Here is a 24,438-nt window from a genome sequence, read left to right on the forward strand (position 1 = left end):
GCCGTCTAGGCTGCTGACGAGAAGACGATCATGATCGATGCAACCTATCTGAAAGCCCATCGCACCGCGACCAGCATGGCCGCGAAAAAGGGGGGCGTGGGCGCCTGATCGGGCGCACGAAGGGCGGCATGAACACGAAGCTTCATGCCGTTGCCGATGCGCAGGGATGCCCGATCCGCATGTTTGTCACCGCTGACCCCGTCGGCGATTACACCGGAGCCGCTGCCATGCTGAGCAGCTTGCCGCAGGCCGAGTGGATGCTGGCCGATCGGGGCTACGATGCCGACTGGTTCAGAGATGCATCGAAAGACAGGGGACAAGGGAATGCACCCCCGGCCGGAAGGGCAGGAAGAAAGCGGTTCGATACGACAAGCGTCGCTACAAACGCCGCAGTCGCATCGAGATCATGTTCGGAAGGCCTCAAGGATTGGAGGCGGGTTGCGACCCGATACGACAGGTGCCCCATCGTCTTCCTCTCGGCCATAGCTCTCGCCGCAACCGTTCTCTTCTGGCTCTAAAGTTAATGAGTCTGGAGCCTAAACCAACGACGCGCGCAGATTTCGCCGGACGGGTTTGCGCAGGCTCATCCTTGCTTTGGCACCTCCCCCTGTGCCACGGGCAGCATCGGCTGTCCGGCGACATAGGTTTGCGCCACGCTGCGGTCGTCGCCCATGATCTGCAGTATGAACAACTCCTCGGCCAGCGTGGTGGCGCGCTCCATGCGCAGCGCCATGGCCGGTGTCGCGCGGCTGTCGAGCACCACGAGGTCGGCCATGGAACCTGGGGCGAGGGTGCCGATCTCGTCCTCCATGCCCAGAACCCGGGCATTGCCGCGGGTGGCCCAGTGGAAGGCGGCGAAAGGGTGCAGCCTCTGGCCGCGCAGCTGCAGGATCTTGTAGCCCTCGTTCAGGGTCTGCAGCATGGAATAGCTGGTGCCGCCGCCGATGTCGGTGGCGATGCCCGAAGAGATGCCGCGCGCCCGCAGGCCGCCTTCGTCGAAAAGGCCCGAGCCCAGGAACAGGTTCGAGGTCGGGCAGAATACCGGGTGGCTGCCGGTCTCGGCCATGCGGGCGATCTCGCGTTCCTCGAGATGGATCGAGTGGCCGAGCAGGATCTTCGGACCGAGCAGGCCGTAGCTTTCGTAGATGTCCAGGTAATCGCGCGCCTGGGGGTAGAGGCTGAGCGTGAAGGCGATCTCGTCCCTGTTCTCGCTCAGATGCGTCTGGATGTGGCAGTCGGGATGTTCGCGCGCGAGTTGCCCGGTCATCGCCATCTGCTCGGGCGTGGAGGTGATGGCGAAGCGCGGGGTGATGGCATAGCGCTGGCGGCCGGTGCCGTGCCATTTGGCGATCAGCGCCTGGCTCGCGTCATAACCCTGCTGCGGGGTGTCGAGCACCGCCTCGGGGGCGTTGCGGTCCATCATCACCTTGCCCGCCACCATCGCCATGTTGCGGGCATGCGCCGCCGAGAACAGCGCCTCGGCCGATTGCGGATGCACCGAGCAGAAGGCGACCGCGCTGGTGGTGCCATGCGCGAGCAGCAGGTTCAGGAAATGCTCGGCCATCTGCGGGGCATGGCCCTGCTCGGCGAAGCGGCTTTCCTCGGGGAAGGTATAGGTGTTCAGCCAGTCGAGCAGCTGCGCGCCCCAGCTCGCCACCACCTGCACCTGCGGGAAATGGATATGCGTGTCGATGAAGCCGGGCAGGATCAGATGCGGGCGGTGATCGATTTCCGGCAGGTCCGGGTCGCGCAGGGCGGCATAATCGCCCACGGCCTCGATGCGGCCGTCGCGGGTGACGATGGCGCCGTCCTCGTGATAGGTGAAGGCGTTTTCGGTTTCCACGGGGTCGGCGTGGAAGGAGAGCGTGCGCCCCCGGATCAGCTGTCGCATGGGTATTTCCGGAGCAAAGAAGTGGACTGGGTCAGGCGGCCGATCAGCTCGGCGGCGGTGAAGGCGGCGATGATCTCGGGGCGCTTGTCCCTGGACCAGCCGGCGCCGATCGGGCAGGTCAGGCGGTCGGTGTCGAGCCCCTGGGCGCGGGCGAAGCGGCGGAACTGCGCCAGTTTCGTCTTGCTGCCGATCATGCCGATATAGGGCGCGTCCATCCGGCGCAGCGCCTCGGCCGCGAGCAGGAAGTCCAGCGCGTGGTCATGCGTCAGGATCACGAAGCTGCTGCCGAAGGGGGCCTTGCGGATCTCGGCCTCGGGCAGGGGGGTCAGGCGGGTTTCACCGCTGGCCTGGGCCAGTTCCTGGGCGCGCTGGTCGATCAGGATCGGGCGCAGGGGCAAGAGCGCCAGCGCCCTGGACAGCGCGCGGCCGACATGACCCGCGCCGAAGATCAGCACTTGCGGATGCTCGGGGGCCGGGGGCGCCTCGGCGATGCGGGTCAGGTCGAGCTCGACCCGGCCGCCGCAGCACTGGCCGATCTCGGGGCCCAGGGGGACGTCCATGCGCGCCGCCGACTCGTCGCGCGCCAGCATCTGCCGGGCGCGGTCGATGGCCATGTATTCCAGCTGGCCGCCGCCGATGGTGCCCTGCACGCCCTGGGCGGTGACGACCATCGTCGCCCCGGTCTCGCGCGGGCTGGAGCCGCGCGTGCGGGTGATCCGGACCCGGATCATCTGAGCCTCTCGATGGCCATCAGCACGCGCTCGGGCGTGGCCGGGGCGTCGATGCGCGGGTTCTCGCGATAGCCGTTGAAGCTGGCCACCGCCATGTTCAGGGCCTGGAACACGCTGATCGGCAGCATGAAGGGCGGCTCGCCCACGGCCTTCGAGCGCTTGATGGTGTTTTCGCGGTTCACCGACCAGTCGGCCAGGGCGACGTTGAACACCTTGGGCCGGTCCGAGGCCAGCGGGATCTTGTAGGTCGAGGGCGCATGGGTGCGCAGCCGGCCTTTCTGGTCCCACCAGAGCTCCTCGGAGGTGAGCCAGCCCATGCCCTGGATGAAGGCGCCCTCGACCTGGCCCTTGTCCAGCGCCGGGTTCAGGCTGCGGCCGACGTCATGGAGCACGTCGGCGCGTTCGACCACATATTCGCCGGTCAGCGTGTCGACCGAGACCTCGGCGCAGGCCGCGCCATAGGCGTAGTAATAGAACGGCCGGCCGCGCCCGGTGTCGCGGTTCCAGTGGATCTTGGGCGTCTTGTAGAAGCCCGCCGCCGACAGCTGCACCCGCGCGATATAGGCGGTGTTGATGAAATCCTGGAACGGGATCTCCTCGTCGCCGATGCGCACCGTCTCGCCGATGGTGACGAACTCGGGGTCGACCTGTTTCGCCTCGGCGGCAAAGGCCTTGAGCCGCGCCAGCAGCTGCTCGCAGGCATTAAGCGCCGCCATGCCGTTCAGGTCCGAGCCCGAAGAGGCCGCGGTGGCCGAGGTGTTCGGCACCTTTTCGGTCGTGGTCTTGGTGATCTTGATGCGGTCGATGCTGACGCCCAGGGCCTCGGCCACGACCTGCGCCACCTTGGTGTTCAGCCCCTGGCCCATCTCGGTGCCGCCATGGTTCAGGTGGATCGAGCCGTCCGAATAGATATGGATCAGCGCGCCGGCCTGGTTGAACCAGGTCGCGGTGAAGCTGATGCCGAACTTGACCGGGGTCAGGGCGATGCCCTTGCGGATGGTGCCGCCGCGGGCGTTCCAGTCCAGCACGGCCTGGCGGCGGGCATGGTAGTCCGACGAGGCCTCGAGTTCCTCGAAGATGCGCGGCAGGATCTGGTCCTCGACCTCCTGGTGATAGGGGGTGAGCTGGCCGTTCTGGTAGAGGTTCGCCTTGCGGATCTCCAGCGGGTCGCGGCCAAGCGCATAGGCGATGTCCTCGACGATGCGCTCGGCCATGATGACGCCCTGCGGGCCGCCGAAGCCGCGGAAGGCGGTGTTCGAGACGGTGTTGGTCTTCATCGGATGGCTGCGCAGCTCGACCGCCGGATAGTAATAGGCATTGTCGGCGTGGAACAGCGCGCGGTCGGTCACCGGGCCGGAGAGATCGGCCGAAAAGCCGCAGCGGGCATAGAAATCGGCGTCGACGGCGTGGATCTTGCCGGTCTCGTCATAGCCGCAGCGATAGTCGATGACGAAATCGTGGCGCTTGCCGGTGATCTGGAAATCGTCGTCGCGGTCGGGGCGGATCTTGACCGCGCGCTTGAGCTTCTTCGCGGCCAGCGCGGCGGTGACGCAGAAGATGTTCATCTGCGATTCCTTGCCGCCGAAGCCGCCGCCCATGCGGCGCACGTTCACCACCACCGCGTTCGAGGGCACGTCGAGCACATGGGCGACCATGTGCTGCACCTCGCTCGGGTGCTGGGTCGAGGTGTTGACGATGACCTCGTCATCCTCACCCGGGATGGCGAAGGCGATCTGGCTTTCCAGGTAGAAATGTTCCTGGCCGCCGACGGTCAGCCGGCCTTCCAGCCGGCGCGGCGCCGTGTCCATTTCCGCCATGTCGCCGCGCGCCAGCTTCAGCGGCTTGGTGACATAGCCCAGGCCGGCATCGCGGGCGGCGATGGCGTCCAGCGAAAACGGCAGTTCCTCGTATTCGACGCGGGCCAGCTTGCAGGCGCGGCGGGCCAGGTCGCGGGTCTCGGCGATCACGGCAAAGATCGGCTGGCCCAGGAACTGCACCTCGGGCGTGGCGAAGACCGGGTCGTCGTGCAGCCCGTTCGGGCTGATGTCATTGACGCCGGGAATGTCCTCGGCCGTCAGCACCAGATGCACGCCCGGCGCCTTCCTGACGGCGTCGAGGTCCATCGACAGGATCCGGCCATGCGCGACCGTCGAGAGGCCCAGATAGCCGTGCAGCGTGCCCTCGGGCATCATCAGGTCGTCGGTGTAATCGGCCTGGCCGGTGACGTGCTTGATGGCGCTGTCGTGGATGATCGAGGTATGGGCTGCGCCCTTCACGATGACGTCCTGTTTCATTCGACCCTCCTCAGGCGGTGTTCGGCGCCCGACTGTTCAAGCCAGAAGCGGCGGAAGAAATTGGCGGCGAGTTGCTGGCGGTATTCGGCGCTGGCCCGCCAGTCGCTGAGCGGCTGGAAATCATTGGCCACGGCCCTGGCGGCGGCCTCGAAGGTCTCGGCGGTGAAGGGTTGCCCCCGCAGCGCGGCCTCGGCGCCCCGGGCGCGTTTCGGCGTTGCGGCCATGCCGCCGAAGGCGACGCGGGCATCGATGATCGTCGCGCCGTCGGTCTCGACATGGAAGGCCGCGGCCGAGGCGGTGATGTCGGCATGATGGCGCTTGCTGACCTTGTAGGCGGCGATGCGCGCCTCCTCGCCCTTCAGGGGCACGGTGATGCTTTCGACGAATTCGCCGGGGCGGCGGTCCTGCTTGCCATAGTCGATGAAGTAATCCTCGACGGCCAGGTCGCGGACCCCCTCGGCGCTGCGCAGGCGCAGGGTGGCGCCAAGCGCGATCAGCAGGGGCGGGGTCTCGCCGATGGGCGAGCCGTTCGCGACATTGCCGCCGATAGTGCCGGCGTTGCGGACCTGCCAGCCGCCGATGCGGCGCCAATAGTCCAGCGCCTCGGGGAAATGCGCCAGCACGAAGGGCTCGAATTCCGAATAGGTGACACCGGCGCCCAGCGTGATATGGCCGGGGGTGATCTCGATCTTCTTGAGATCCTGCATATGGCCGATAAAGACCGCCGGAGAGATGTCGCGCAGGAATTTCGTCACCCACAGCCCCACGTCGGTGGCGCCGGCGACGATGGTGGCCTGGGGATTCTCGGCCAGCACCAGCGCCAGGTCGGCGGCATCGGAGGGCAGGATGGCCCGGTCCGCGCCGCGCGCGATCTCGACCCGCTCGCGCGGGATCGCCGACAGCGCCGCCGTCACCCGGTCGCGCTCGACGGTCAGGGCGTCGAAGTTCTGCCCGCCCGCCTCGGACGCCGCAAAGGCGGCCTTCACGATCGGCTCGTAGCCGGTGCAGCGGCAGAGGTTGCCTTGCAGCGCCGTCTCGACCGCCAGCATGTCGGGACGCGGGTTCTGCATCCACAGCCCGTAAAGCGCCATGACGAAGCCCGGCGTGCAGAAGCCGCATTGGCTGCCGTGATGCTCGACCATGGCTGCCTGGACCGGGTGCAGCCCGCCGCCCTGTCCGCGCAGGTGCTCGATGGTCACGACATGGCAGCCGTGGCACGAGGCCAGGAAGCGGATGCAGGCATTGATCGGCTCGTAATGCAGCGTGCCGTGGTGCAGGCGGCCGACCAGGACGGTGCAGGCGCCGCAGTCGCCTTCGGCGCAGCCCTCCTTGGTGCCGGTCAGGCGGCGGTTCAGCCGCAGGAAGTCCAGAAGCGTGTCCGATGAGCCGGCCTCGGTCAGGCGGATCTCGGTATCGTTCAGCAGGAAGCGCAATTCGTGGCCCATCGGTCCTCGCTCGGCATGGCTGGGTATGGGGAAAGCCTAGATGCGAATTGGACTTTGCGAAATCACGGATTGAGCATAAGACTTTCAGCGATTCCTTGAAAGAGCCAGGGTGAGCCCATGCCATATCTTGAAAGTCTGCGGGTTTTCGTGCGCGTGGTCGAACTCGGCTCGATCACCGCCGGCGGGCGCGACCTGCGCATGTCGCCGGCGGTCGCCTCGAACCGCATCAAGGATCTGGAGACGCGCTATGGCGTGCGGCTGTTGAACCGCACCACCCGCAAGCTGGTGCCGACCGAGGTCGGGCGCGCCTTCTACGACAACGCCCGCCGGGTGATCGAGACGCTGGACGAGGCCGAGGCGGTGGTCTCGGGCTTTTCCGGCAATCCGCATGGCGCCTTGCGGGTGACGGCGCCGCTGGGGCTGGGCCGGCGGTTGATCGCGCCGCTGGTGCCGCGGTTCTGCGACGAATATCCGGGCGTCGAGCTGCGCCTGCGGCTGTCGGATCGCAACGTGGACATCATCGCCGACGGCATCGACCTGGCCTTCTTCCTGGGCGAGCCGCAGGATTCGGCGCTGAAATGGCGCCGCATCGCCGAATGCCGGCGGGCGCTGGTGGCGACGCGGGCCTATCTCGAGGCGCATGGCACGCCCGAACGGCCCGACGACCTGACGCAGCACAACTGCCTGCTGCTGCGCTATCCGCGCAGCCCGGAATATTACTGGGTGCTGCAGACCCCCGAGGGGCCGCAGAAGCTGCTGGTGAACGGCAAGTTCGACGCCGACGACGGCGACGTGCTCAGCGCCTGGGCGCAGGAGGGGCGCGGCATCGTCAACCGGCCGCGCTATGAGGTGGCCGCGCAACTCGCCTCGGGCGAGCTGGTCGAGGTGCTGCCGCAATTCCCGCCGCTGCCCTCGCAATTCGGCGTGCTGACCCCGCACCGTCGCCTGCAGGACCCCAAGGTGCGGCTGTTCGCGGATTTCATCGCGCGCGAGACGCGGGGGGTGTTCGCGTGACGCCCGGCCGTCGCTGAAATGTGAAGCGACGGCCGCCCGCCGCGGGTCCAGAATGCATCACGGCCGCCGGGACTGCGTCCGATCATGGTGCGCGATCCGAAACGGCCGCCAGATGCCTCAAGGGGGCAGGGAGGTCGATCATGAAACGGGTTTATGGCTGGCTGGCGGCGGGAATGGTCCTGCTGTCCTTCGGCGCGGCGCAGGCGCAGGGCGTCGCGACCGGCGACAATGGAATGACGCTTTACAGCTTCGACAAGGATGCCGGCGGGAAATCCGCCTGCTACGACGATTGCGCGGTGAAATGGCCGCCCTATCTGGCGCAGGAGGGCGAGACGAAGCCCGAGGGCTGGAGCACGGTCGAGCGCACGGACGGAAGCCGGCAATGGGCGCTGGATGGCAAGCCCGCCTATTATTTCGCCGGCGACAAGAAGGCCGGCGACATGGCGGGGGATGGTGTCGGCGGCGTCTGGCACACGTTGGGCCAGTAACCCCGCCGGTCAGTTCCAGGCGTAGCTTTTCGGCAGGCCGCGATACCAGTCGACGATGGCCTGGCGTTCCTCGGGCTCCATGAAGCTGACGTTCGCGGGCGGCATGGCATGGGTCACGCCGGCCTGGATGTAGATCTCCCGCGCGGCGCGGGTGATGTCGTCGGGGGTCTCCAGCAGCACGCCCTTGGGCGCGGTGTGGATCCCCTCATAGCCCGGCTCGCGGGCGTGGCACATGGCGCAGCGGCCCAGCACCGCGTTCGAGGCGTCCTCCCAGCCCGGCGAGTCGATCATCGCCTGCTGGGTCGGCGTCAGGACGCGGGCCTCGGCCTCTTCCAGCGTCTGGCGGAACATCGGCGCGGTCGAAAGCCACATGACGATGATGAACAGGATCGTGGTGATCGCCCAGGTCCACCATTTCATGCCGCCGCCGGCGTGCATGGTGTTGAAGAAGTGGCGGATGGTCACGCCCATCAGGAAGATCAGCCCAGCGATGATCCAGTTGTATTCGGTGGCGAAGGCCAGCGGATAGTGGTTCGACAGCATCAGGAACACGACCGGCAGGGTCAGGTAGTTGTTATGCGTCGAGCGCAGCTTGGCGATCTTGCCGTATTTCGGATCGGCGGGACGCCCGGCCTTGAGATCGGCGACGACGATGCGCTGGTTCGGCATGATGATGAAGAACACGTTCGCCGTCATGATCGTGGCGGTAAAGGCGCCCAGGTGCAGCATGGTGGCGCGGCCGGTAAAGACCTGGTTATAGCCCCAGCCCATCGCCATCAGCAGCACGAACAAGAGCAGCATCAGCAGCGTCGGCGTCTCACCCAGCTTGGACTTGCACAGGTTGGTATAGACCAGCCAGCCGATCGACAGCGAACCGGCCGAGATCAGGATCGCCTGCCAGGGCGCCAGCTCCATCTTGGCGGGGTCGATCAGGAACAGCTCGGACCCGACCCAATAGGTGACCATCAGAAGCGCCGCCCCCGAGATCCAGGTCATGTAGCTTTCCCATTTGAACCAGATCAGGTGGTCGGGCATCCGCTCGGGCGCCACCAGGTATTTCTGGATATGGTAGAAGCCGCCGCCATGGACCTGCCACTCCTCGCCATGCGCGCCGGCGGGCAGCCCGGGCACCTTGCGCAGGCCCAGGTCGAGCGCGACGAAGTAAAAGGACGAGCCGATCCAGCAGATCGCGGTGACGACATGCGTCCAGCGAATGGCGAATGCGAGCCAGTCCCAGATGACGGCGAAATCGGACATGATGGACTCCCTCTCTAGCTGCCGGAACACTAGCTTGCGCGACGAGGTGCCGCTATTCGCCCATTTGCCCTTGCTGTCTTAACGCAGCGTTGAAAATCTTTCGGCGCCGACAGGGGAAGCGGGTCCGGGCCGGGAACCGGCGGGGCGGGATCCGCGGGCGCGATTCAACCATAAAGATAATCGCTCAATTCACGGTGGAATTCCTGCCGCGCCCCGGGCAGTTTCCCCAGCGGAAATCGGTGGAAATCCGCCGGTGCGAATTCAAGCGCATCGACAGGAATATTCCGATCTGCCAGATATATACGGAAATGAGCGACCGGGTGAGGACCGTGCCCAGTCTCACCCGGTCTCGCCGTACCTGAGAAAAAGAGGAAATCGTTCAACGGCTAGGGGCAACCTGCCGTGAAACATCCCATGCGTGAACCTGCCTTTTTGGTGAGGTTTTCACGCCGGGCAGTCCGAATAGGCCGGGCAGCTGGACGAATATCGAAAATCGCGGCGGTTCAAATCCATTTAAGGTTGAATTTTATCAATTCAATTCTTCTCTGGAATGATGGCACCCAGCCTTGCTAAGACCTGTGCGAATAAGATTCGCTACGGGGCGCAAGCATGGCCGAAGACAGCAGGGACGCCGAGACAAAGGCCGCCGCGCGGGCCGCCCGCCAGGCCGCCAACCGCGCCGCGCGCGAAGAGCGCCGCGCCGCCCGCCAGGCCGAGCGCGCCGCGCGCAAGGGCGCCGCCCAGCCGCAGCCCGCAGCCAGCGTGCCGGAATTCCAGCCCCCCTCCGATGCGACAGCGCCCGCTCCGCGGCTCTTCCCGTCGCAGGGCTTCGACATCCTGCTGATCGGCCAGGGCCAGCGGCTGGGCGCCCAGGCGGTGCTCTTCGCCGCCAGCCTGCGCCGCAACGCCCCGGACTGGCGCGGCCGGCTGATCGTCGCCGAACCGCGCCCCGAGGCCGCCTGGGCCGGCGCCGCCACCGCGATGCCCGCCCCGGTGCGTCAGGCGCTCGCGGAATTCGGCGCCGAGATCCTGCCTTTCACCGCCACCCGCTTCGGCCGCAGCTATCCCTACGGCAACAAGATCGAGGCGCTGACCATCCTGCCCGCCGACCAGCCCTTCGTCTTTTTCGACAGCGACACGCTGATCACCGGCCCGCTCGACCGCGTCGGCTTCGACTTCGCGCGGCCCTCGGCCTCGATGCGGCGCAGCGCCAGCTGGCCCGAGCCGCCGCCCTACGGCCCCGGCTACACGCAGATCTGGCAATCGCTCTATGACCGTTTCGGGCTGGATTTCGCGGGCTCGCTCGACCTCGCCCAGCCCGACGAGCATTGGGAGCGTTACCTTTATTTCAACGCCGGCTGGTTCTTCGGCGCCGATGCGCAGGAATTCGGCCGGCGCTTCCTCGACTTCGCCGACCGGATCCAGGCCGACCCGGGCGAGGCGCTGGCCTGCCAGTCGCTCGACCCCTGGCTCGACCAGGTGGCGCTGCCGCTGGTGATCCATTCGCTGGGCGGCGGCCGGCCGGGGCCGGAACTGGACGGGCTGGACGGTTGGGCCAGCTGCCATTACCGCAACCTGTCGCTGCTCTATGCCCGCGAATCCGATGCGGTCGTCGCGCTGATCGAGGCGCTTGCCGCCGATCCCCGCATCGCGCCGCTGCTTGCGGATGACGAGGCGGTGCAGCGCCTGATCGTCGCGGGCGAGGGGCGGGATCGCATCCGCCCGCTTTTTGCCGGCGAAGACCCGGCCCCGCCGGAAAAAGCCATGCGCCAGCGGCTGCGTCGGGCCGAGCTCTGGTTCCGCTGAGGGGCGCCGCGAAGGCGGCGCCCGCCGGTTTCAGCCCAGCACCGCGTCGCAGCGCGCGCAGGTGCCCGGGTGCCGGTGCGTGCCGACGTCGGGCAGGATCTTCCAGCAGCGCTGGCATTTCTCGCCCATCGCGCCCTCGAAGACCACGCCGATGCCCGGCACATCCGCCAGCCGGAACGCCTCGGCCGGGGCCGGATCGGCGGTCAGGCTGATGCCGGAGGTGATGCAGATATCGGCGAAATCCACCGATTTCAGCGCCTTCAGCTCATCCGCTTCCTCGACATGCACCACCGGCGCGGCCTCGAGGCTGGCGCCGATCACCTTGTCGCTGCGCTTGATCTCCAGCGCCGCGGTGACAACGCGGCGGATGCGGCGGATCGCCTCCCATTTCCGCGCCAGGCCCTCGTTCAGCCAGCCGGCCGGGGTGGCGGGGAAGTCCTGCAGATGCACGCTGCCCTCCTCGGAGGGGAAGCGCGCCAGCCAGACATCCTCCATGGTAAAGGGCAGGATCGGCGCCAGCCAGGTCACGATGCGGTGGAACAGCAGGTCCAGCACCGTCCGCGCCGCCCGCCGCCGCGCCGAATCGGGGGCGTCGCAGTAAAGCGCGTCCTTGCGGATGTCGAAATAGAAGGCCGACAGATCCACCGTGGCGAACTGGAACACGGTCTGGAACACGCCCTGGAAGTCGAAGCTGTCATAGCCATGGCGCAGCTGCGCGTCGATCTGCGCCAGCCGGTGCAGCACCCATTGCTCCAGTTCCGGCATGTCCGCCGGGTCGATGCGCTCGGCCTCGGCAAAGCCGTCGAGGTTGCCCAGCACGAAGCGCAGCGTGTTGCGCAGCCGGCGATAGCTGTCGGCGGTGCCCTTCAGGATCTCGGGCCCGATGCGCTGGTCGGCGGTATAGTCGGTCTGCGCCACCCAGAGCCGCAGGATGTCGGCGCCGTATTGCTTGATGACCTCGGCCGGAACGATGGTATTGCCCAGCGACTTGGACATCTTCATGCCCTTCTCGTCCAGCGTGAAGCCATGCGTGACCACGTTGCGATAGGGCGCCCGGCCCTTGGTCGCGCAGGCTTGCAGCAGCGAGGACTGGAACCAGCCGCGATGCTGGTCGGTGCCCTCCAGATAGACGTCGGCGATACCGTCCGGCGCCCCGTCGGCGCGGTCGCGCAGCACGAAGGCATGGGTCGAGCCGCTGTCGAACCAGACGTCCAGCACGTCCATGACCTGGTCGTAATCCGCCGGATCGGCGACGCCCGCCAGCACCTCGGCGGCAAAGCCGGGGCGATACCAGACATCGGCGCCGTCCCGTTCGAAGGCGGCGATGATGCGGTCGTTTACGCGCTGGTCGCGCAGCAGAAAGTCCGGGTCGGTGGGCCTGGCGCCCTTCTTGACGAAGCAGGTCAGCGGCACGCCCCAGGCGCGCTGGCGCGACAGCACCCAGTCGGGCCGGTTCTCGACCATGGAATGGATGCGGTTGCGCCCCGATTGCGGCCACCACTTCACCAGCTTGTCGATCGAGGTCAGCGCCCGGCTGCGGATGGTGGCGCCATATTGCCCCATGCCATCGGCCAGCTCGAAGTCGATGGCGGCGAACCATTGCGGCGTGTTGCGATAGATCAGCGGCGCCTTGGACCGCCACGAATGCGGATAGGAGTGCTTGACCTTGCCCTTGGCCAGCAGCGCCCCGGCATAGGCCAGCTGCTTGATGACGCTGACATTGGCCGGGCCTTCCTTGCCCTCGGGCGTCAGGATGGCCTGACCGCCGAAGATCGGCAGGTCGGCGCGATACGAGCCGTCCGGCTCGACGTTATAGGTCATCGGCAGCTTGAACTTCAGCCCCAGCTGATAGTCGTCGTCGCCATGGCTGGGCGCGGTATGCACGAAGCCGGTGCCCGCGTCCTCGGTGACGTGATCGCCGGGCAGCATGGGCACGTCGAAATCCCACTCGCCCAGCCCCCCCTCGACGCCACGCAGCGGATGAGCCAGCACCAGCCCCTCCAGGTCCGAGGCCGCCACGTCGCCCACCCGCTCCCAGTCCTCGACCTTGCCGGCCTGCTTCACGCTCTCGGCCAGCGCATCGGCCAGCACCAGCAATTCGCCGGGCCGCGCCGTTGCATTCTCGGCCACCGCACCGACGCGATACAGCCCGTAAGCGATGGCGGGGTTATAGGCCACGGCCCGGTTCTGCGGAATCGTCCAGGGGGTGGTGGTCCAGATCACCACGCTTGCAGGCTTCTTTGCTCCCCAAATACCCGCCGACCCGGTGACGGGAAACCGCACCCAGATGGTATGGCTGGTATGGTCGTGATATTCGACCTCGGCCTCGGCCAGCGCGGTCTTCTCGACCGGGGACCACATCACCGGCTTCGAGCCCTGGTAAAGCGCGCCGTTCATCAGCAGCTTCATGAACTCGGCCGCGATCACCGCCTCGGCGTGGTAGTCCATGGTCAGATAGGGATCGTCCCACTTGCCGGTGATGCCCAGGCGCTTGAACTCCTCGCGCTGGATATCGACCCAGGATTCGGCGAAGCGGCGGCATTCCTGGCGGAACTCGACCACGTCCACGGCATCCTTGTCGCGGCCATCCTGGCGGTATTTCTCCTCGATCTTCCATTCGATCGGCAGGCCGTGGCAGTCCCAGCCCGGCACATAGCGCGCATCGCGGCCCATCATCTGGTGGCTGCGCACGATGATGTCCTTGATGGTCTTGTTCAGCGCGTGGCCGATATGCAGATTGCCGTTCGCGTAGGGAGGGCCGTCGTGCAGGATGAAGGGCGTCCGGCCCGCCGCCCGCTCGCGCAGCCGGTCATAGATGCCGATCCGCTCCCAGCGGGCCAGCCATTCCGGCTCTCGCTGCGGCAGGCCGGCGCGCATCGGGAAATCGGTCTGGGGCAGGAAGACGGTGTCGCGATAGTCGGGCGCGGTCTCGGTCGTGTCGCTCATCGGGCGGGAATCCTTCGGTGGCAGGGCTGGCATGCGTAACCCGGCGGCGAAGGATCCCCTAGGCCGCCGGGCGGGTAATTCGAATGATGCTGCCCATGCTGAACATGCGCCGGGTTATAGAAAACCGCCCCGCCGCCTGCAAGCGCGGCTTGCGGCCCGCGCGCGGCTGGGGCAGCAAGCGCCATGAGCTACCGCATCGCCATCGCGGGCGCCGGGATCGGCGGCCTTGCCCTTGCCCTGCTGCTGGCCCGCGACGGCCATGACGTCACCCTGTTCGAGCGTTTCGCCGCGCCGCGCCCGCTGGGCTCGGGCCTGGTGATCGAGCCGGTGGGGCTGGCGGTGCTGGACCGGCTCGGCGCCGGCGACGATGCGCGCCGGCTTTCCAGTCCCATCGCGCGGATGCTGGGCCAGGCGGCGCGCGGCCGCAAGGCGCTGGATGTGTCCTATCCCGCCGGCGCACCGGGGCGCGGCATCCACCGCGCGACGCTTTTCGGCCTGCTCTGGAACCGGGTGCAGGCGCTTGGCCTGTCGGTGCTGACCGGGGCCGAGGCTGTGGCGGCGCCCCAGGACGGCGCAGGGCGGCGCCTGGCGCTGGCGGATGGCCGCAACCCCGGTCCCTTCGACCTGGTCGTCGATGCCAGCGGCGCCGGCTCGCGCCTCTCGCCGCTGAAGGCGCGGCCGCTCGGCCATGGCGCGATCTGGGGCACCGTGCCCTGGCCCGAGACCGACCTGCCGCGCGACCAGCTGCGCCAGCGCTACCGCGCCGCCAGCCGCATGGCGGGGGTGCTGCCCATCGGCCGCCTGCCCACCGAGGCCACGCCGCGCGCCGCCGTCTTCTGGTCGATGCCCGCGCCGAACTGGACACCTGGCCGCAACGCGATCTCCTGGCCTGGAAGGCCGAGGCCGTCGCCCTCTGGCCACAGCTGGCGCCCTTCCTGGACGGCATCCGCGACAATGCGGCGATGACCCAGGCGCGCTATGCCCATGGCACCCTGCGCCGGCCCCTCGCGCCGGGGCTGGTCCATATCGGCGACGCGGCGCATCGCGCCAGCCCGCAGCTGGGGCAGGGCGCGAACATGGCGCTGCTCGACGCGCTCGCGCTTGGCTTGGCGCTGCGCGGACCGCTGGAGGACGCGCCCGCCGATTACGCCGCCATGCGCCGCTGGCACGTCCTGATCTACCAGGGCCTGAGCGCGGCCTTCACGCCGATGTATCAATCCGGCAGCCGCAGCCTGCCCTGGCTGCGCGACCGGCTGCTGGCGCCCGCATCGACCCTGCCGCTGGTGCGCGGGGCGGGCTGACGCGGCTGGTCGCGGGCACCATGGCGCCGCCGCTGGCCGGGGCGCACGCACCATAGGCCTCCTGTGACATCCGGCCGCCTTGCGCCGGCGCGCGCGCGGGCCCATATCGCCGCCATGATCCCGCCTCGTTTCGACATCACCCCCGAACAGATCGACCGCGTCGTCGCCACCTTCTATGCCGCCATCCGCCGGCACGAGGAGCTCGGCCCGATCTTCGCCGCCCATGTCGCCGACTGGCCCGCGCATGAGGCCAAGATCGCCGCTTTCTGGCGCAATGCCATCCTCTACGAGCGCAGCTACGAGGGCAGCCCGATGCGCGCGCATATCATGGCCGGCAATGTCCACGGCCAGCATTTCGCGCCCTGGCTGATGCTTTTCGACGAAACCCTGCGCCGCACCCTGCCGCCCGAGGCCGCGCAGGGCTGGTCGGCGCTGGCGCATCGCATCGGCGCCGGGCTGCGCATGGGGGTCGAGAACATGGCCGCCACCGCCGGCCCGCCGGTCCTGCGCTAGAGCCTTGCGTCATCGGCCCCGCAGTTGTAAACAAAACAGGAACATTGTGGAGGGCCAGCCATGAAGATCGACTATCTGGAATTCTCCTCGCCCGATCTGCCGGCGACCAAGGCGTTCTTTGCCAGCGCCTTCGGCTGGGGCTTCAACGACTACGGTCCGGAATACCAGGAACTGGCCGATGCCGGCATCTCGGGCGGCATCGCGGCCGGTGCCCTGGCGCCGCCGCTGGTCATCCTGCGCACCGACGATCTCGAGGCGGCGCTGGCCCGCGTGACCGGGGCGGGGGCCGAGATCACCCGGCCGATCTTCGATTTCCCCGGCGGCCGGCGCTTCCAGTTCCGCGAACCCGGGGGCACCGAGATGGCGGTCTGGTCCGAGCGTTGAGCCGCACGCGCTAGCCGCGCGGCGGCCGCGCCTTGTAGACCGGCAGCCGCCAGCCCAAAGCCATGCTGCCCGCGCGCAGCGCCAGCACCACGGCGGCGCAGCCGAACAGCGCCAGCGGATAGGGCAGCCCCAGCGCCAGCAGCGCCAGCCCCGCGACCGCGCCACCGAAGGTCGCGGTGATGTAGAGCTCGCCCTGTTTCAGCACCAGGGGCACCTCGTTGCCGACCACGTCGCGCATCAGCCCGCCGAAGGTGCCGGTCATGACCCCCATCATCACCGTGACGACCGGGCCGACCCCGGCCTGCAGGGCCACGCCCACGCCGGCCGGCACCGCCACGGCCAGCGCGCAGGCATCCAGCCACAGGATCGCGCGATAGCGGCTTTCCAGCAGATGCGCGGTGAAGAACACCACGATGGCGGCGGCGGTGGTCAGCAGGATCAGCTCGGGCCGATCGACCCAGAACACCGGCGCCCGGCCCAGCACCAGGTCGCGCAGCGTGCCGCCGCCGACCCCGGTCAGCGTGGCGAAGAAGACGAAGCCGACCAGGTCGAGCTGCGCCCGGCTGGCGACCAGCGCCCCGGTCAGCGCAAAGACCAGCACCGAGGCATAGTCGAGCAGCGCCACCAGCGCCTGCATCTCAGACCCTCGCCGGCTTGAAGGGCGCCATGCCGGCGCGGGCCAGTTCGTCGGCGCGCTCGTTCTCGGGGTGGCCGGCGTGGCCCTTGATCCATTCCCAGCGCACCTGGTGGCGGGCCTGCGCCGCGTCGAGCCGCTGCCACAGCTCGGCATTCTTCACGGGCTTGCGGTCGGCGGTGCGCCAGCCGTTGCGTTTCCAGCCGTGGATCCATTGCGTGACGCCGTTCTTCACATAGGCACTGTCGGTGGTGACGGTGATCTCGCTGGGCCGGGTCAGGATCTCCAGCGCGGCGATGGCGGCCATCAGCTCCATGCGGTTGTTGGTGGTGTCGGGCTCGCCGCCCGACAGCTCGCGCTCCTTCAGCACCGCGCCGCCCTCGATGGCGCGCATCAGCACGCCCCAGCCGCCCGGACCGGGATTGCCGCTGCAGGCCCCGTCGGTCCATGCATAGAGCCGGGTCATGCGCACGCCCCGCATTCCACGATATGGAACGGCCGGTTTCGCCCGGCGAAAAGGCCGCCGCATTCCACCATGTGGAACAACCCGCTCATGCCTCGAGCCCCTGATAGCCGGGCAGGGCGGCGATGCGGTCGAGCCAGGCCGCGATGGCCGGAAACCGCGCCATGTCGAAGCCGCCGCGCGCGCCGGCCGTATGGGTATAGGCGTAAAGGCAGATGTCGGCCAGGCTGACCGCGTCGCCGACCAGCCAGTCGCGCCCCGAAAGCCGCTCCTCCATGATCCGCAGGTTGGCATGGCCGCGATCCAGCAGCTCGGCCATGCGCTCGGGCGTGGCCAGGGCGCGGCGATGCGGATAGAAGCGCAGCGCGGCGCGCACGGCGATGGTGCCCTCGTGCTGGTTCTGCTCCCAGAACATCCAGCCCAGCATCTCGGCGCGCAGCACCGGATCGGCCGGGACATAGGCCGAGCCTTCGCCCAGGAAACACAGGATCGCATTGGATTCGGGCAGCAGCCGGCCATCGTCCAGCGCCAGCACCGGCGCCTTGCCGAAGGGCAGCCGCCCCTCGGCCCGGGCGCTTTCCAGCGCCTCGGTCATGTATTCGACATCGACGATCTCGCAGGCCCGGCCCAGCAGCGCCAAGAGCAGCCGCACCTTGTAGCTGTTGCCCGAGGAGGGCATGGAGTAAAGCCGCATCGTCGATCCTTTCGCCTTGTCGCCGCGCCGCGTAGCGCCGTTTTCGCCGGCACTATAGGCGGGAACAGGACGAGCGGCCAGCGCCGGAAAGCCCCTATCCGGGCTTGCCGAGATAGGGGATGCTGCCGGCCAGGTCGGTGTCGTCGATCAGGCGGAAATGGCTGACCGAGCCGGCCTTGCGCGCCGCGCCGAAGGGGGCGTATTCCGGGTCGTTCGCGAAAGCCAGGGCATCCTCGCGCGAGGGGAACTGGATCAGCGCGATCAGCGTGACATCGGTCGGCTCGCCCTCCAACTCCTCGATATTGCCGCTGCGCGACAGATAGCGGCCGTTGTGCCGGGCGGCGATCTCATGCACCCGCGCGGCGTAATCCGGGATCCAGGCCTCGTCGGTCACCTTGACCTCGGCGATGAGATAGACGGTCATGCGCTTTCCCTCCCTTGCCGGCGGCGCCTGCGGCCGCCCTGGCGGAAGCATGGCAAGCCGTGCGCCGACCGGCAAGCGCGACCATGGGCCGAGCCCGCCCGGTGGCATACGTCGCGACATGGGTATTTGTAAAATAAAGAAGGCCGAGGGCGGTGCGGACCCGACCCCCGGCGGCTTTCTCTGTTGTTCAAATACCCCCGCGGCGCTTCGGCCAGGCGCGGTGTCAGCCCGGCTCTCGCAGCACGCGGGGCACCTTGAACTCGACATTCTCGCGCGCGGTCTCGACCAGTTCCACGGCCACGTCGTAGCGCGTGCGGAAGGCGTCGATGACCTCGTTGACCAGCACCTCGGGCGCCGAGGCCCCGGCGGTCACGCCCACGGCCCGGGCGCCCGCGATGGCGCGCCAGTCGATCTGGTCGGCGCGCATCACAAGCTGCGAATAGGCGCAGCCGGCGGCGCTGCCGACCTCGACCAGCCGGCGCGAGTTCGAGCTGTTCGGCGCCCCGATCACCAGCAGCGCGTCGATCTTGCCGGCGATGGCCTTGACCGAGGCCTGGCGGTTGGTCGTGGCATAGCAGATGTCTTCCTTGGCCGGGCCGACGATCAGCGGGAAGCGTGCCTGCAAGGCTGCGACGATGGCCGCGGTGTCGTCGACCGAGAGCGTGGTCTGGGTGATGAAGGCCAGCCGGCCGGGGTCGCGCGGCGCGATATGGGCCACGTCCTCGACGGTCTCGACCAGCAGCACCTCGCCCTCGGGCAGCTGGCCCATGGTGCCCAGCACCTCGGGGTGGCCGGCATGGCCGATCATCACCATCTGCAAGCCCTCGGCATGGTGGCGCTCGGCCTCGACATGGACCTTGCTGACCAGCGGGCAGGTCGCATCGACGAAGACCATCTCGCGCCGGCGCGCTTCGGCCGGGACCGATTTCGGCACGCCATGGGCCGAGAAGATCACCGGCCGGTCGTCGGGCACGTCGTCCAGTTCCTCGACGAAGACCGCGCCCTTGTCGCGCAGGCTGTCGACGACGAACTTGTTATGCACGATCTCGTGGCGGACATAGACCGGGGCGCCCCATTTCTGCAGCGCCATTTCGACGATCTTGATCGCCCGGTCCACGCCGGCGCAGAAGCCGCGCGGTGCGGCGAGATAGAGGGTCAGGGGCGGTTTCTGGTCCATGGCTGTCACCTAGTCGCCCGGGCGGGCCGCCGCAAGCGGTCAGGCGCCCTCGAAGGCGGTCAGGGCATGGACCTCGTGGCCCAGTCCCTCGAGCAGCGCGCGGCCGCCGAGTTCGGGCAGCTCGATCACGAAGGCGCAGCCCACCACCGCGGCGCCGAGCCGCTCGCAAAGCGCGATGCCCGCCCCGGCCGTGCCGCCGGTGGCCAAGAGGTCGTCCACGATCAGCACCCGCTCGCCCGGTTTCAGCGCGTCATCGTGGATCTCCATCACCGCCTCGCCATATTCCAGCGCATAGGCCTGGCTGATGGTGGCGCCGGGCAGCTTGCCCTTCTTGCGGATCGGCACGAAGCCCACCGAGAGCTGATGCGCCACCGCGCCGCCCAGGATGAAGCCGCGCGCCTCGAGCCCCACCACCTTGTCGATGCGTTCGCCGGCATAGGCGGCCAGCAACTGGTCCACCGCCATGCGAAAGCCGCGGGCGTCGGCAAAGAGCGTGGTCACGTCGCGAAACAGGATGCCCTCATGCGGGAAATCGACGATGGTGCGGATATAGTCGCGCACGGCCCGGGTATCGCGGGCCATCAGGGGCGCTCCATCTCGAAGGTCTCGGTGGTGATGGTGTAATCCATGTAGCCCAGCCGCGACAGCCAGCCGAGCGCGGGGCGGAAGCGGCCGTCGACGATGCAGTCGGGCCGGATGTGGATGCCGGTCACCACGCCCAGCACCATGACATTGGCCTGGCCGGCCAGCCGGATGACCTGGGTCATGCGGCATTCGAGCGAGGCCGCGGCCTGGGCCACGCGCGGGCAGTCGATGGTCTGGCATTCCGCGGCCGCGATGCCGGCGGCCGCGAATTCGCTGGTCCCGGCGTCCAGGACGGCCGAGCTGGCGTTCACCTGGTCCTTCAGGCCGCCGTCGGCGATATTGACGCAAAACACCCGGCTTTCGACGATCTGGGCCACGCTGTCCTTGGTCCCCGGCCGGTCGGGCTTGGCCGAGGTCGAGGCGAACATCACCTGCGGCGGCACATAGGCGGTCAGGTTGAAGAAGGAATAGGGCGCGAGATTGTCGCCCAGCCGGCCGCGGGTCGAGATCCAGCCGATCGGCCGGGGCGCCACCAGCGCGTTCAGCGGGTTGTGCGGCAGGCCGTGGCCGGCCTCGGGTCGGTAGAACATCTGCGGCCTCCGCCGATTGCTGCCGGGCCCGCCTGCGGGACGCCCGGTCCGGTCCCAAGGTCTGCCCGGACGGCCCCGCGAGGTCAAGCGCAAGCTCGGCAGCCTGCCTGCGGGCCGAAGCGTGCGGTGTCGCGGAAAATTCATCCCGCGCGCGGCCGCAGGGGCGCCCGGGCGGTTTTCGCCGCCCGCCATGCGTGTTACGGGGGCTTTCGCCCGCGGGACGCCTGGCCCGCGGCATGGGCAAGATTGGAATGGCCGGATGTATGCTCTTCGCCCCGAACGCGCTGTCGATTACGCCGAGGTCGAGGCGCTTCTCGACCTGTGCTTCGCGCCGGGGCGCACCGCGCTGAGCTCCTATCGCCTGCGCGAGGGCGTGGCGCCGGTGCCCGGCCTGTGCCTGGTTTTGCGCGACAGTTTCGACGTGATGGTGGGGGCGATCCGCTTCTGGCCGGTGCATGTGGGCGATGAGGACGTGCTGCTGCTGGGTCCCGTCGCCGTGCACCCGACCGCCCAGGGCGAGGGCCTGGGCGGCCTGCTGATTCGCGAGGGGCTGGAGCGGGCCGAGATGCAGGGCTGGTCGCGGGTCATGCTGGTCGGCGACGAGCCCTATTACCGCCGCTTCGGCTTTCGCAAGCTCGAGCATGTGCAGATGCCGCCGCCGACCAACCCCGACCGCGTGCTGGGGCTGGAACTGGAACCCGGCGCCTGGGCCGGGGTCGAGGGCCCCGTCACCCGCGACACCAGCGACAACGAGGCCGCGAACCAGGCTTGGCGGTCGCTGGGCGGGCGCGGCTGAGTCAATCCTTGTAGTCGAAGGCCTCGGGGTGGTTCGCCAGGCTGCCGGTCAGCGCCGCGTAAAGGATGGTGCGGCCGTCGATCGATTCGGCATTGCCGCCGATGTTGAGCCAGGTCAGCAGCTCGGCCCCCTTGCCGTCCTGGACCGAGAGCAGACCGTAGGCCTCGCCGCTGTCCGGCGCGTAAAGCATGGCCAGCTGGTTCGCGGCGCAATCGTGCTGCTTGCAGGCGGTCATCGCCAGGTAGTCCTTGCCGCCGAACGAGACCTTCTGCGCCGGGGTGGTCACCGCCGCGCCGCGCAGCCATTCCGGCATGGGGTGACCCTCGGCCATCTTGTCGAAGGCCGCGGTCAGCGCCTGGTCCTGGCCGAGGTCGGCAAGGCTCGGGCCGGCGGCCTCCTGCGCCAGGGCGGGGCCAAGGCCCAGGGCGGCCCCGAGCGTCAGGACGGAGAGGATGCGGCGGATCGTCATGGGTCTTCCTTCATCTGGATCGCAGGCCGGTGGCCCTTAGGTTTTCGTCGAGGAGCCGGAACCCCGTGCGGCGCTTGCAAGTTCCCTTGCCGGGCGATCTTCTGCCCTTGTGCCACGCATCTCGAGGTTGCCCACGCATGACCAAGAACACGCCCATCCCGGTCCGCCAGGACGTGCTGCCGCCCATCGACGACCCGACCGTCCACGCCGAGATCGACCGGCTGGCGCGGCGCTATCTGGCGGCCGGCGGCATCGCGATGGAGCTGATGACCGCCATCGGCGGCAAGGCCGAGGGGCTGATCGAGCGGCTGCCCCAAGGCGTGCGCGGGCGCATGGACCGCATCACGCTGGCGGCGCTGAACCGGGCCTTCGACGCCGCCTCGCGCTCGCGCGGGGTGCTGCGGGAACGGGGCGATCTGTTCAACCGGCTGCTCTCGACCACCTCGGGCGCGGTCGGCGGCCTTGCCGGCGTCGGGGGCGCCGTGCTGGAACTGCCGGTGACGGTGACGCTGCTTCTGCGCGCGATCATGGACATTGCCGGCGAGCATGGCTTCGATCCCGATTCGGACCAGGCCCGGCGCGAGGCGCTGCATGTCTTTGCCTCGGCCGGGCCGCTGTCGGAGGACGAGGGCACCGACCTGGGGCTGCTGACGGCGCGGATGACCATCACCGGCCATTCGGTGCAGGCGCTGATCGCCAAGGTGGCGCCGAAGCTCTCCACCTCGATGGCGCAGAAATTCGCGGCGCAGGCGGTGCCAGTGCTGGGCGCCTTGGCCGGGGCGGCGATCAACTACAATTTCACCCGCTATTACCAGGAGCTGGCGCGGGTGCATTTCGGCCTGCTGCGGCTTTCCGAGGAAACCGGCATCCCGCGCGAGGCGCTGGCCGAGGCGCTGGAGCTGCGCATGATCCAGCTGCGCCCGAACACGGCCGCGCGCAAGCTGATGCGGCGCGGCTAGTCCTCGACCTCTGCCGCCAGTTCCAGGGTTGCGGCCGGGGCTTCCAGATGGTCGATGCCCAAGGGGCTGGTCGGCCGGGCGAGCCGTGATTTCACCACCCAATGCAGCCGTTCCTGCGCGCGGGTGATGGCGACATAGGCCAGCCGCTTCCACAGCGCGATGCCGGCCTCGCTGCGGCCCGACCAGGCGGCGGCGCTGATGTCGGGGCCGAAGACCTGCACGTCGGGCCATTGGCTGCCCTGCGCCTTGTGGATCGTCACCGCCGCGCCATGCAGGAAGGTGGCGCCCATGCGGGCGGCATAGGGGATGAAGGGCTCCTCGACATCCGGCATCTCGATCTTGACGATGCTGGCGGCGGACAGCCGCGGGTCCTCGGCGCCGACGACATGCAGGCGGGAAAAGCCGGGCTTGCGCCCCGGCCCCAGATAGACCACCTGCGCGCCCTTGATCAGCCCGCGCGCTTCCAGGTCGATGCGCTTCTTGCGGTGCTTCAGGGGCAGTTCCAGCCCGTCGCAGATCAGCGGCTCGCCCGGCAGCAGCGCGTCGCCCGGCGCGCCATGGGCCGAGCGGAAGGCCTGGATCAGCTTGATCCGGGTGATGTTGCGCCAGACCAGCACCGGGCTCTGCGCCATCAGGTCCGAAGAGACGCGCTCGGCCCAGATCACCCGGGGATCGCGGGCGGCGGCCTCGCGGATCATGCGCTCGAAGGCGTCGAATTCCAGCGCCGGATCGGCCAGGGCATGGGCGAGGTCCAGGATCGGGCTGTCGCCCTCCTGCCGGTGGATGCGGTTCAGGATCAGCTTCTGCGGGGCCGCGAGCCGGTCGAAGACCATCTGCCCGGACTGGCCGACCGGCGCCAGCTGCGCCGGGTCGCCGAACAGGATCAGGGTGGGAAAGATCTCGCGCAGATCCTCGAACTGGCGCTCGTCCAGCATCGAGGCCTCGTCGATCAGCCCCACGTCCAGCCCGTCCTCGCGCCGCTTCCAGCCGCGGATGAAGTCCGAGCCGCGCAACCCCGCCGCGGCCAGCGCCCCGGGGATCGAGGCATGCTGGTCATAGAACGCCTTGGCCCGGTCCAGCGCCGCCTCGGTCAGGCCCTCGATCACGCCCTCGACCTTCGGCCGCTCGCCGGCGCCGGTCAGCCAGTCTGCGATGCGCTCGTAATCCGGGTCGTAGACCGGGGTATAGAGGATGCGGTGGATCGTCGTCGCCGGCACGCCGCGCATGCGCAGCACGAAGGCCGCCTTGTTGGTCGGTGCCAGGATGGCGACGGTGCGGCGGTCCTTGCGCTTCTTGCCCTCGTAATCGCCCGAGACCAGCTCGACCCCGGCCGCACGCAGCGCCTTGGTCAACTCGGCCAGAAGCAGCGTCTTGCCCGAACCGGCCTTGCCGATCACCGCCATGACCCGGCCCTTGCCTTCCGACGGCGGCGCGATCTCTTCCGACAGCAGGTCGATGCCGGCATCCTCCAGCGCCGAGGCGACGGCGTCCCAGGCCTCGGCCTGGTCTGGGGAAAGGGTGGGCAGCGTCATGGCGCCTTGTTACCCGGCCCACGTCCGGGCGGAAAGGCCGTTCCG

Annotated in this window: 23 protein-coding genes and 2 pseudogenes; 10 read left to right on the forward strand and 15 right to left on the reverse strand. The window is 68.6% G+C overall.

The genetic code is table 11. The features are described from left to right. Positions 1-12: 12 nt before the first annotated feature. Positions 13-518 (forward strand): annotated as a pseudogene (locus PARN5_RS21335) (IS5 family transposase); the annotation flags it as partial. A 65-nt stretch (positions 519-583) separates the two neighbouring features. Here PARN5_RS21335 and guaD read toward each other — a convergent pair. Genes guaD through xdhA form a run of 4 tightly spaced genes read right to left on the reverse strand, consistent with a single transcriptional unit; the run spans position 584 to position 6,361 of the window. Further along, positions 584-1,891 (reverse strand): guanine deaminase, encoded by a 1,308-nt coding sequence (gene guaD, locus PARN5_RS0100005; RefSeq protein WP_017997745.1) that lies wholly within the window; start codon positions 1,889-1,891, stop codon positions 584-586. Beyond that, entirely contained in the window at positions 1,879-2,622 is a 744-nt protein-coding gene (gene xdhC / locus PARN5_RS0100010; RefSeq protein WP_017997746.1) for a xanthine dehydrogenase accessory protein XdhC, read from the reverse strand. Before xdhC ends, guaD begins: the two co-directional genes overlap by 13 nt. Beyond that, the gene (gene xdhB / locus PARN5_RS0100015) at positions 2,619-4,916 is read right to left on the reverse strand and encodes a xanthine dehydrogenase molybdopterin binding subunit (RefSeq protein ID WP_017997747.1); all 2,298 of its coding nucleotides are present in this window, start codon (positions 4,914-4,916) and stop codon (positions 2,619-2,621) included. The genes xdhC and xdhB overlap by 4 nt, the downstream gene beginning before the upstream one ends. Continuing rightward, positions 4,913-6,361, reverse strand: coding sequence for a xanthine dehydrogenase small subunit (gene xdhA, locus PARN5_RS0100020; protein ID WP_017997748.1), 1,449 nt, complete (start codon positions 6,359-6,361; stop codon positions 4,913-4,915). Before xdhA ends, xdhB begins: the two co-directional genes overlap by 4 nt. Positions 6,362-6,478: 117 nt before the next feature. Here xdhA and PARN5_RS0100025 point away from each other — a divergent pair, with 117 nt between their 5' ends. Continuing rightward, complete coding sequence (locus tag PARN5_RS0100025) at positions 6,479-7,375, forward strand: LysR family transcriptional regulator (RefSeq protein ID WP_017997749.1); 897 nt, start codon at positions 6,479-6,481, stop codon at positions 7,373-7,375. Positions 7,376-7,515: 140 nt separating this feature from the next. After that, on the forward strand, positions 7,516-7,863 hold the full coding sequence (locus tag PARN5_RS0100030; protein WP_017997750.1) for a hypothetical protein: 348 nt from the start codon (positions 7,516-7,518) through the stop codon (positions 7,861-7,863). A gap of 9 nt (positions 7,864-7,872) precedes the next feature. Here PARN5_RS0100030 and PARN5_RS0100035 read toward each other — a convergent pair whose 3' ends face one another. Beyond that, positions 7,873-9,120 (reverse strand): urate hydroxylase PuuD, encoded by a 1,248-nt coding sequence (locus PARN5_RS0100035; protein WP_017997751.1) that lies wholly within the window; start codon positions 9,118-9,120, stop codon positions 7,873-7,875. Positions 9,121-9,729: 609 nt separating this feature from the next. Here PARN5_RS0100035 and PARN5_RS0100040 point away from each other — a divergent pair. Further along, a complete protein-coding gene (locus PARN5_RS0100040) occupies positions 9,730-10,926 on the forward strand; it encodes a hypothetical protein (protein ID WP_017997752.1) in 1,197 nt (398 codons plus the stop codon). A 30-nt stretch (positions 10,927-10,956) separates the two neighbouring features. On the opposite strand, the gene ileS is transcribed toward PARN5_RS0100040, so the two are convergent. Continuing rightward, positions 10,957-13,872, reverse strand: a complete 2,916-nt coding sequence (gene ileS, locus PARN5_RS0100045) for an isoleucine--tRNA ligase (RefSeq protein ID WP_017997753.1) — start codon at positions 13,870-13,872, stop codon at positions 10,957-10,959. Positions 13,873-14,055: 183 nt separating this feature from the next. Here ileS and PARN5_RS24655 point away from each other — a divergent pair. The 4 genes and pseudogenes from PARN5_RS24655 to PARN5_RS0100060 all read left to right on the forward strand — a co-directional run. Continuing rightward, positions 14,056-14,415 (forward strand): annotated as a pseudogene (locus PARN5_RS24655) (FAD-dependent monooxygenase); the annotation flags it as partial. A gap of 170 nt (positions 14,416-14,585) precedes the next feature. After that, on the forward strand, positions 14,586-15,173 hold the full coding sequence (locus tag PARN5_RS24660) for an FAD-dependent monooxygenase (protein ID WP_232419360.1): 588 nt from the start codon (positions 14,586-14,588) through the stop codon (positions 15,171-15,173). A gap of 114 nt (positions 15,174-15,287) precedes the next feature. Further along, entirely contained in the window at positions 15,288-15,686 is a 399-nt protein-coding gene (locus tag PARN5_RS0100055) for a group III truncated hemoglobin (protein ID WP_036744623.1), read from the forward strand. 60 nt (positions 15,687-15,746) lie between these two features. Beyond that, on the forward strand, positions 15,747-16,070 hold the full coding sequence (locus tag PARN5_RS0100060) for a VOC family protein (RefSeq protein ID WP_017997755.1): 324 nt from the start codon (positions 15,747-15,749) through the stop codon (positions 16,068-16,070). 10 nt (positions 16,071-16,080) lie between these two features. Here the strand turns inward: PARN5_RS0100060 and PARN5_RS0100065 are convergent, their stop codons facing one another. From PARN5_RS0100065 to PARN5_RS0100095, 7 genes are all read right to left on the reverse strand, one after another. Further along, positions 16,081-16,707 carry a trimeric intracellular cation channel family protein gene (locus PARN5_RS0100065; RefSeq protein WP_017997756.1) on the reverse strand — a complete coding sequence of 209 codons (627 nt, stop codon included), beginning with the start codon at positions 16,705-16,707 and terminating at the stop codon, positions 16,081-16,083. Position 16,708: 1 nt separating this feature from the next. Continuing rightward, positions 16,709-17,170 (reverse strand): ribonuclease HI, encoded by a 462-nt coding sequence (gene rnhA / locus PARN5_RS0100070; RefSeq protein ID WP_026155049.1) that lies wholly within the window; start codon positions 17,168-17,170, stop codon positions 16,709-16,711. 85 nt (positions 17,171-17,255) lie between these two features. After that, entirely contained in the window at positions 17,256-17,861 is a 606-nt protein-coding gene (locus PARN5_RS0100075) for a glutathione S-transferase family protein (RefSeq protein ID WP_017997758.1), read from the reverse strand. A 94-nt stretch (positions 17,862-17,955) separates the two neighbouring features. Then, positions 17,956-18,285 carry a DUF1330 domain-containing protein gene (locus tag PARN5_RS0100080; RefSeq protein ID WP_017997759.1) on the reverse strand — a complete coding sequence of 110 codons (330 nt, stop codon included), beginning with the start codon at positions 18,283-18,285 and terminating at the stop codon, positions 17,956-17,958. 223 nt (positions 18,286-18,508) lie between these two features. Further along, positions 18,509-19,462 (reverse strand): 4-hydroxy-3-methylbut-2-enyl diphosphate reductase, encoded by a 954-nt coding sequence (gene ispH / locus PARN5_RS0100085; protein WP_017997760.1) that lies wholly within the window; start codon positions 19,460-19,462, stop codon positions 18,509-18,511. A gap of 39 nt (positions 19,463-19,501) precedes the next feature. Further along, positions 19,502-20,044: an adenine phosphoribosyltransferase gene (locus PARN5_RS0100090; RefSeq protein WP_017997761.1), complete on the reverse strand. Its 543-nt coding sequence runs from the start codon at positions 20,042-20,044 to the stop codon at positions 19,502-19,504. After that, on the reverse strand, positions 20,044-20,637 hold the full coding sequence (locus tag PARN5_RS0100095) for a flavin reductase family protein (protein ID WP_017997762.1): 594 nt from the start codon (positions 20,635-20,637) through the stop codon (positions 20,044-20,046). The genes PARN5_RS0100090 and PARN5_RS0100095 overlap by 1 nt, the downstream gene beginning before the upstream one ends. A gap of 259 nt (positions 20,638-20,896) precedes the next feature. Here PARN5_RS0100095 and PARN5_RS21345 point away from each other — a divergent pair, with 259 nt between their 5' ends. Next, positions 20,897-21,433 carry an N-acetyltransferase gene (locus PARN5_RS21345; protein ID WP_017997763.1) on the forward strand — a complete coding sequence of 179 codons (537 nt, stop codon included), beginning with the start codon at positions 20,897-20,899 and terminating at the stop codon, positions 21,431-21,433. A 1-nt stretch (position 21,434) separates the two neighbouring features. Here PARN5_RS21345 and PARN5_RS0100105 read toward each other — a convergent pair whose 3' ends face one another. Next, complete coding sequence (locus PARN5_RS0100105; protein ID WP_017997764.1) at positions 21,435-21,902, reverse strand: Ivy family c-type lysozyme inhibitor; 468 nt, start codon at positions 21,900-21,902, stop codon at positions 21,435-21,437. A 137-nt stretch (positions 21,903-22,039) separates the two neighbouring features. On the opposite strand from PARN5_RS0100105, the gene PARN5_RS0100110 reads away from it, so the two are divergent. Continuing rightward, entirely contained in the window at positions 22,040-22,861 is an 822-nt protein-coding gene (locus tag PARN5_RS0100110) for an EcsC family protein (protein WP_017997765.1), read from the forward strand. Here PARN5_RS0100110 and PARN5_RS0100115 read toward each other — a convergent pair. After that, complete coding sequence (locus tag PARN5_RS0100115; protein ID WP_017997766.1) at positions 22,858-24,393, reverse strand: AAA family ATPase; 1,536 nt, start codon at positions 24,391-24,393, stop codon at positions 22,858-22,860. The two genes, PARN5_RS0100110 and PARN5_RS0100115, sit on opposite strands and share 4 nt — an antisense overlap. Positions 24,394-24,438 lie beyond the last annotated feature (45 nt).

Origin of the sequence: Paracoccus sp. N5 (assembly GCF_000371965.1) — a bacterium.
In the GTDB taxonomy this organism is placed as follows: domain Bacteria; phylum Pseudomonadota; class Alphaproteobacteria; order Rhodobacterales; family Rhodobacteraceae; genus Paracoccus.